The 7,015-nt window shown below is 63.1% G+C and carries 6 protein-coding genes; 2 read left to right on the plus strand and 4 right to left on the minus strand.

Going from position 1 to position 7,015, the window contains the following annotated elements:
• Nucleotides 1–99: 99 nt before the first annotated feature.
• Nucleotides 100–1,071, plus strand: a complete 972-nt coding sequence (locus HY852_RS15140) for an AraC family transcriptional regulator (RefSeq protein WP_291605577.1) — start codon at nucleotides 100–102, stop codon at nucleotides 1,069–1,071.
• Between the two features lie 128 nt (nucleotides 1,072–1,199).
• Nucleotides 1,200–2,336 (plus strand): polyphosphate kinase 2, encoded by a 1,137-nt coding sequence (gene ppk2, locus HY852_RS15145; RefSeq protein WP_291605578.1) that lies wholly within the window; start codon nucleotides 1,200–1,202, stop codon nucleotides 2,334–2,336.
• A gap of 82 nt (nucleotides 2,337–2,418) precedes the next feature.
• Here ppk2 and HY852_RS15150 read toward each other — a convergent pair whose 3' ends face one another.
• The 4 genes from HY852_RS15150 to HY852_RS15165 form a co-directional block, all read right to left on the minus strand.
• Nucleotides 2,419–2,649, minus strand: a complete 231-nt coding sequence (locus tag HY852_RS15150) for a hypothetical protein (protein WP_291605579.1) — start codon at nucleotides 2,647–2,649, stop codon at nucleotides 2,419–2,421.
• Nucleotides 2,650–2,742: 93 nt separating this feature from the next.
• Nucleotides 2,743–3,000, minus strand: a complete 258-nt coding sequence (locus tag HY852_RS15155) for a hypothetical protein (protein WP_291605583.1) — start codon at nucleotides 2,998–3,000, stop codon at nucleotides 2,743–2,745.
• Nucleotides 3,001–3,380: 380 nt separating this feature from the next.
• Nucleotides 3,381–4,868 carry an HWE histidine kinase domain-containing protein gene (locus HY852_RS15160; RefSeq protein ID WP_291605580.1) on the minus strand — a complete coding sequence of 496 codons (1,488 nt, stop codon included), beginning with the start codon at nucleotides 4,866–4,868 and terminating at the stop codon, nucleotides 3,381–3,383.
• Nucleotides 4,869–4,878: 10 nt separating this feature from the next.
• Nucleotides 4,879–7,015: response regulator (locus HY852_RS15165; protein ID WP_291605581.1), on the minus strand; the 2,137-nt coding region annotated here is incomplete at its 5' end.

Below are 7,015 nucleotides of genomic sequence, written 5' to 3' on the forward strand. Positions count from 1 at the left end.
GACCGCGGAAGTTGCAAGTCGCTCTCATGGGCGTTCGGCTCGAACCTTCATGACGAAACGCACGACCAAGACCGGCGCCGGATGAAGCGGGGATGGACGTTGAAGATCGAACAGGGAGCTCGCTTTCACTTCTGCACCGATGACCTCCCGGCGAAAGACCGGCTTGCCATCTGGCGCGAGGTCATTGGCCGCCGCTACATGCAACTGGAGATCGAACCGCACGAGCCAAACAGCATGTGGGCACGGATCGATGTGCAGCGGCTTCCCTCCGGCGAGATCAGTTCGGCCCACTCCAATCCGGCACGCTATCGGCGCACGCGCAAGCTCGCCAATGACGGTAACGGCGACTTCTCTTTCATGTGGATGAAACAGGCCGGCTATCGCCTAATCAACGACGATTCGGAAACGACCTTCGCCGAAGGCGATGGCGTGCTGCTGTTTCATGGTGCGCCCGGCACATGCGAACTTCAGAGTCGTGTGCGATGGAACACCGTCCGGCTGGACGGCGCGCTCCTGCGCAGCCGGTCGCGCAGCATCGGCGAGCGGCCGTTTCATCGAGCGGATTCCCGGAGCGGCGCGCTGCACCTGCTCACCGCCTACATCGCTGCGCTCGTGGCCGGCGGCGTGCCAAGCGACCCCGCCCTCGCCTATCGCGTCAACGAGCATATCGCAGACCTGATCGCCGCCGCAGTGCAGCCCAACGACGACAATCGCGAGCGCGCCGCTGCGGGCGCCGTCCAGGTGGCGCGTTTTGCCGCTGTGACGGCCGACATCCTCGCCCACCTTTCCGACCCGGAGTTGTCGGCGAAACAGGTGGCGCAGCGGGTCGGTCTGTCCGAGCGATCGGTCTATCTGCTTTTCGAACGCAATGGCGTGAGCTTTGTGGCGTTCGTGACCGAAGAGCGGTTGCAGCGCGCACGGGCCATGCTTGTCGATCCCGCGTGCCGAATGCTGCGCATCGGCGATATCGCGTTCGCCGCGGGCTTCAGTGACCTCACCACCTTCAACCGCAGCTTCCGCCGCCTTTTTGGACGAACGCCATCCGACCTGCGGCGGGAGATCGACCCATAGCATGGTGATAGCGCGCTTCTCGGCCGTGCGGGGGGTGCCTCCCCGGGGGAGTTTGATGGCCATTAGTCCCCGGGAAAGGAATGGCGGATAGGATTCCCTCTCTGAGTCGCCCAGGAGAAGCGCAGTCGATGGCATCTAATGCAAGGAAATCGCAACGACGGGCGACCAGGAAGGCTCCCGCGGCAAAGCACGCCCAGCGAACGATATCGTCCAGTGACAGTGCGAGGCGGGCGCGCCTCTCTCCGATCGAACGCTCCCTCGCCGAACAATACACGTTGGGTAGACAGTCAACCGAGCTTGCCGCCCTGGATACCATCCTGAAAGGCCCGCCCGTGCTGGAGCCGGACAGCGAGCCTGTCCAGGCCATGCTGTCGGGCGCCGCGCCCGATGACGCGCGCCGAATGCAGGCGATGCTGGACGGAAAGCAGGCCAAGAACGGCAAGCGGCATACCAGCGACGAACTCTCCGAGGAGTGGCGATACGGCGCTTACCCCTACAAGTTCCGGATGCTCCGGCGCGACTATGAAGAGCAGAAGTTCATCCTTCAGACCGAGCTTCTCAAGCTGCAGAACTGGATGAAGGAGAACCGGCAAAGGCTGGTGCTGCTGTTCGAGGGCCGCGACGCCGCCGGCAAGGGCGGCGCCATCAAGCGCTTCATGGAGCATCTGAACCCCCGAGGCGCGCGGGTCGTGGCGCTCGAGAAGCCGAGCGACGTGGAGCGCGGCCAGTGGTATTTCCAGCGCTATGTCGAACACCTGCCGACCGCGGGCGAGATCGTCCTGTTCGACCGCAGCTGGTACAACCGCGCCGGCGTGGAGCGCGTCATGGAATTCTGCACGCAGGCCGAATACGACGAATTCCTGCGCCAGGTGCCCGAATTCGAGCGCAACCTCGTTCGCAGCGGCATCCACCTCGTCAAGTTCTGGTTTTCGGTCAGCCGCGAGGAGCAGCGGCGGCGCTTCAAGGAGCGCGAAGCCCATCCGCTGAAGCAGTGGAAACTGTCGCCCATCGACATGGCCTCGCTCGACAAGTGGGAGGACTACACCCACGCCAAGGAAGCGATGTTCTTCCACACCGACACGGCGGACTGCCCTTGGATCGTCATCAAGTCCGACGACAAGAAACGCGCGCGCCTGAATGCGATGCGCTACGTCCTGCACGCCATGCCCTATTCCGGCAAGGACACCAAGCGCATCGGCCTCGTCGACGATCTCCTCGTCGGCCGGGCAAACATCATTCACGAACGCGAAGAGCACACGCAATAGACGGAACCGAGGAACGCAAGACAAAAAGGCCCCGCTCGATCGCGGGGCCTTTTCGTTGAACGGTCGATGTCGTTCCGAGCGCTCAATATCCGTATGACCGCGTGCTGCCGCCCTGAGTGGTGCCGGAGCCGACATTGCCCTGGCTGGACGGATTCTTGCTCATGCCCTTGGTGGACTTCACGTTGGCGCCTGTCGTCATCGTGGAAGACGTGGACGACTTTTGCTTGGTCTTCGATTTCGCTTCCGCAGCGAACGGCGCCGCGACGAGACCTGCTGTCAACAGCGTGGCAAACACGAGGTGGGTCTTCTTCATGCGTTTGTCTCCCTGAGTTGAATTGAGGCAGGAGGCAAACCGCTACGGCTCGGGGGAGTTCCGAGCAAAGCCGCCGCGCGCGCTACGGCCGCTTCAAGATTCGTTGTCCTCCGCGAGGATGAACACCATTCCGGTCAAGGTCGCGCCGATTGCAAATGTCGTCACCAATGTGACGACGAACACAAGTGGGGCCGAGCTTCCACCGTTTTGGATAAGCGCTGCAACGACGGGGTTGATCACGGTGAGGATCAGGCCAAAACTGAGGCCCAACGCCGCCCCCATCATCGCGTGCGCCATCAGCTTCATTGCGCCGCGGGACGAAACCAGCCCTGGTGACTTCTTTGTGCGCATTTGGGCTACTCGGTTGTTCGCTTGCAAAACGCACTCGGGTATCGGGAGTTCCGATAAGACTCGCTGAACGCTTTCCTGAATGAACGTTCCTTTTGCTCAATCTTCATGTGGCGTTCAGGGGCGGCCTGAGAGAATGGGCACCAATTAGGACCAGGAGAGCCCGATCATGGGGAAGGTCGTGTTTCTGTATCGCTCCCTCGCCTATCGCAACGCAGCGCGTGAGATGCTTCGCAAGGCCCGCGGTCTGCCGGATGGCTCGGATCGACGCGCGGCCTGCAGGTACGCGATAGCGCTCCGCGATCTGGCGCGGAATGAAGCCTGGCTCGAGGGACGACGTATCCCGCACGCGCCGTTCCAACCAAGAGCAATGAAGCGCTAGGCTAGCCCGAAGCCCTTTGCAGTTCGATCGACGTTGCGGCGCCGAATTTTTCCGGCAGCAGCAACGAGGTCTTCCGCGCCAGCGGAACTTGCAGGCGGCACAACAGGCCTCCCGGGCGCCAGTCGAACAGGACCTGACCGCCGAGTTGGGACTCGATGCTCGCTAGCAGGCTTCGGGTGCCGAACCCGAGCGAACTGGGAGGCCTCACCGGGGGACCGCCGGACTCGTCCCAGACAAGCGTGAGACTCTCATCCTCTGCCTGCCAGCCGATTGCCAGCCGTCCCGATTGCATCGAGAGCGCGCCATGCTTGGCCGAGTTGGTGAAGAGCTCGTGCAGCGCCAGCGCGAGTGTCTGTGCGGTTGCCGGCGCGAGCTGAACCTCCCGACCGGAAAGACGGATCTGTCCGCCCACTGAATACGGCGCCAGCTCCTCCTCGAGAAGCTTGCCGAGCTCGGCGCCCTGCCAGCTCGAGAGCGACAGGATGGTGTGCACGCGCGCCAGCGCATTGATGCGGCCCTCGACGGCGTTGACATAGGTCCTCATGGTCTCGGCACGGGTGAGGCGAACGATCGATTGCACCAGGGCGAGCGCGTTCTTGGCGCGGTGATCGACCTCGCGCGCGAGGAGGCTCTGTCGCTCCTCCGCGCGCTTGCGTTCAGTAATGTCGACGGTGACGCCGCTCACCCGTACGACGCGACCGCCCTGTTGGACGGTTGCCGCTGCGGTGACGACACACCAGCGCACCTCGCCATCCGGCCGGGTGACGCGGAACTCCGCCTCATAGGATCGAGCGCCCTTGTTGAAGTCGGCGATAGCCGTGCGCAGCTGATCGATATCGTCGGGATGCAGAAGGGCCTGGATGTTTGCCGTCGTGACCTCGAAGCTGTCGGGGCTGACGCCGAAGATGCGATACTGACCTTCGTCCCACATCCAGTCGCCGTTGGTCCAGTCCCAGTCCCACGATCCCATCTTGCCGGCGGCGATCGCCATGCTGCGCCGCTGCTCGCTCTCCAGGAGCTTGGCCGTCGATCGTTCAAGCTCCGCGGTTCGCGCACGAACGCGATCTTCCAGTTCGCGGTTCAGCCGCTCCAGCTCGCGCGTCTTGCGATAGAGCTCGGCAAATACCTTGATCTTGGCGCGCAGAACTTCCGGCACAACCGGCACAGGGACGTAGTCGACCGCGCCCATCTCGTAGCCGCGCAGGCGGTCGATGTCGCTGACCTGGATGGCCGAGATGAAGATCATTGCGGTCTTCTGGAATCGGGGATGTTCGCGAATCATCGCCGCAAGCTCGAAACCATCCAGTTCCGGCATGCAGACGTCGACCAGGATGACCGCGATCTCGGTCTTCAACAGGATCTCAAGGGCCTCGCGGCCGGATGCGGCGATCACCAGGTTCTCGCCAAGATCCTTTAGGATCACCTCGTAGGCGAGCAGTTTGGCCGGCTGATCGTCGACGAGGAGGATGTTCACCTTTTCGTGGTCCATTGGCCGACGCTCAGCGATGCAGCCACATACGGATGGCGAGTAGCAATTGCTCGGTGTTGACCGGCTTGGCGAGGTAGTCGGAAGCGCCGGCTTCCAGGCATTTCTCGCGGTCACCCTTCATCGCTTTTGCGGTCAGCGCGATGATCGGCAGGCGGGCGAACGCCGCGTTCTGACGTATGACGCCGATGGTCTGATAGCCATCCATGTGCGGCATCATGATGTCCATCAGCACGATCGCGATCTCCGGATTTGATTCGACCAGCGCCACCGCTTCGCTGCCGGTCGTCGCGGTGAGCACCCTCATGCCGCGCCGTTCCAGGACGCTCGAGAGCGCGAAGATGTTGCGGGCGTCGTCGTCGACGAGCAACGCGGTCTTGCCGATCAGGTCCTCGTCGGAACTGCTCAGTTTTTCCAGCATGCGCTGCTTTTCGATCGGCAGTTCCGTCACCACGCGATGCAGGAACAAGGACGTCTCATCCAGCAGGCGTTCGGGCGACTCGACGCCCTTGACCACAATGCTGCGGGCCATGGTGTGGAGTTCCGTGTCTTCCTCCGCGGACAGCTCCCTCCCCGTGAAGACCACGACCGGAATGTTCGACAGCGCTCCATCGTTGCGGATTTCGTCCAGAACCTCGAAGCCGCTCATGTCCGGCAGCCGCAGGTCCAGCACGACGCAATCGCAGGACTGCTCGCGCAGGGTTGCCAGCGCTTCGGCGCCGGTGCTGGCCGCCACGATCTCGATATCGTCGTGATGCAGCAATTCGCGGATCGAGAGCTGTTCCGCCTCATCGTCCTCGACGATCAGGAGCCGCTTGCGTCGCGGTCTCGCATACTCCTTGATTTGCGACAGCGCAGCGGAGACACCCTCGGTCGTCGTCGGCTTGTTGACGAAGGAGAACGCACCTCGGGCAAGCGCATGCTGGCGGTCCTCGTCCAGCGTGATGATCTGGACCGGGATGTGGCGGGTAAGCGGATTGTGCTTGAGCTGATTCAACACCGTCCAGCCGAGCATGTCCGGCAGGAACACGTCGAGTGAGACCGCGGTCGGCTGGTACTGCTTGGCAAGCTCCAGCGCCTCGGTGCCGCGCGCGGCGACCAGCACCTTGAATCCGTTGTCGCGGGCGAGATCGACCAGCACCCGCGCGTAATGAGGATCGTCCTCGACGATCAGAAGGATCGTATCGCCGGGCTCGACATCGAGCCGATCGTCGGGCAATTGCTCGACGACGCGTTCAGGCGCGGTCACCTGGAGTGCCGGCTGGCTGTGCTGGGCCGTCGAGGACGGAGCGGCGCGCGGCGCCAATGCCGGACCGGAATATTTCAGGGGTAGATAGAGCGTGAAAGTCGATCCCCTGCCCGGCGCGCTGCGCAGATGGATCTCGCCGCCGAGCAGGCTCGCAAGCTCCCGGCTGATCGCCAGGCCCAACCCCGTGCCGCCGTATTTGCGGCTCGTCCCGGCATCCGCCTGCTGGAATGCCTCGAAGATCAGCTTCTGCTTCTCCAGCGGGATTCCGATGCCGGTATCGGAGACCTCGAAGGCGATCACCGCGGGCGCGGTGTTCAGAACGGGATGATCCGAGCTCCATCCGCCGAACGCGTCGGCGATCCTCAGCCGCACGCCGCCTTCGGCAGTGAACTTGAAGGCGTTGGACAACAGGTTCTTCAACACCTGCTGCAGGCGCTTGGAGTCCGTGACGATGCTGCGCGGAAGAGTCGGATCGACTTCGACATCGAAGGACAGGTTGCGATTCTCGGCTTCATGACGGAACGGCCGCCCGACGGTCTCCAGCAGGTTCGCGGTCAGGATCTCCTCGGCGTCGACCGTCACGGTACCGGATTCGATCTTGGAAAGGTCGAGAATGTCGCTGATCAGGTTCAGGAGGTCGGTACCGGCGCCGTGAATGGTGCGGGCGAATTCGACCTGCTTGGGACTGAGATTGCCGTCCGGATTGTCCGTGAGCTGCTGGCCCAGGATCAGAATGCTGTTCAGCGGCGTGCGCAGCTCGTGCGACATGTTTGCCAGAAACTCCGACTTGTACTTCGAGGTCAGCGATAGCTCGGTGGCCTTCTCCTCCAGCGCGCGCCGCGCCTGCTCGATCTCCTGATTCTTGCGCTCCACCTCGACGTTGCGCTCGGCGAGCTGTTGC

It is taken from the genome of Bradyrhizobium sp. (genome assembly GCF_016213215.1).
Classification (GTDB): Bacteria; Pseudomonadota; Alphaproteobacteria; order Rhizobiales; family Xanthobacteraceae; genus Bradyrhizobium.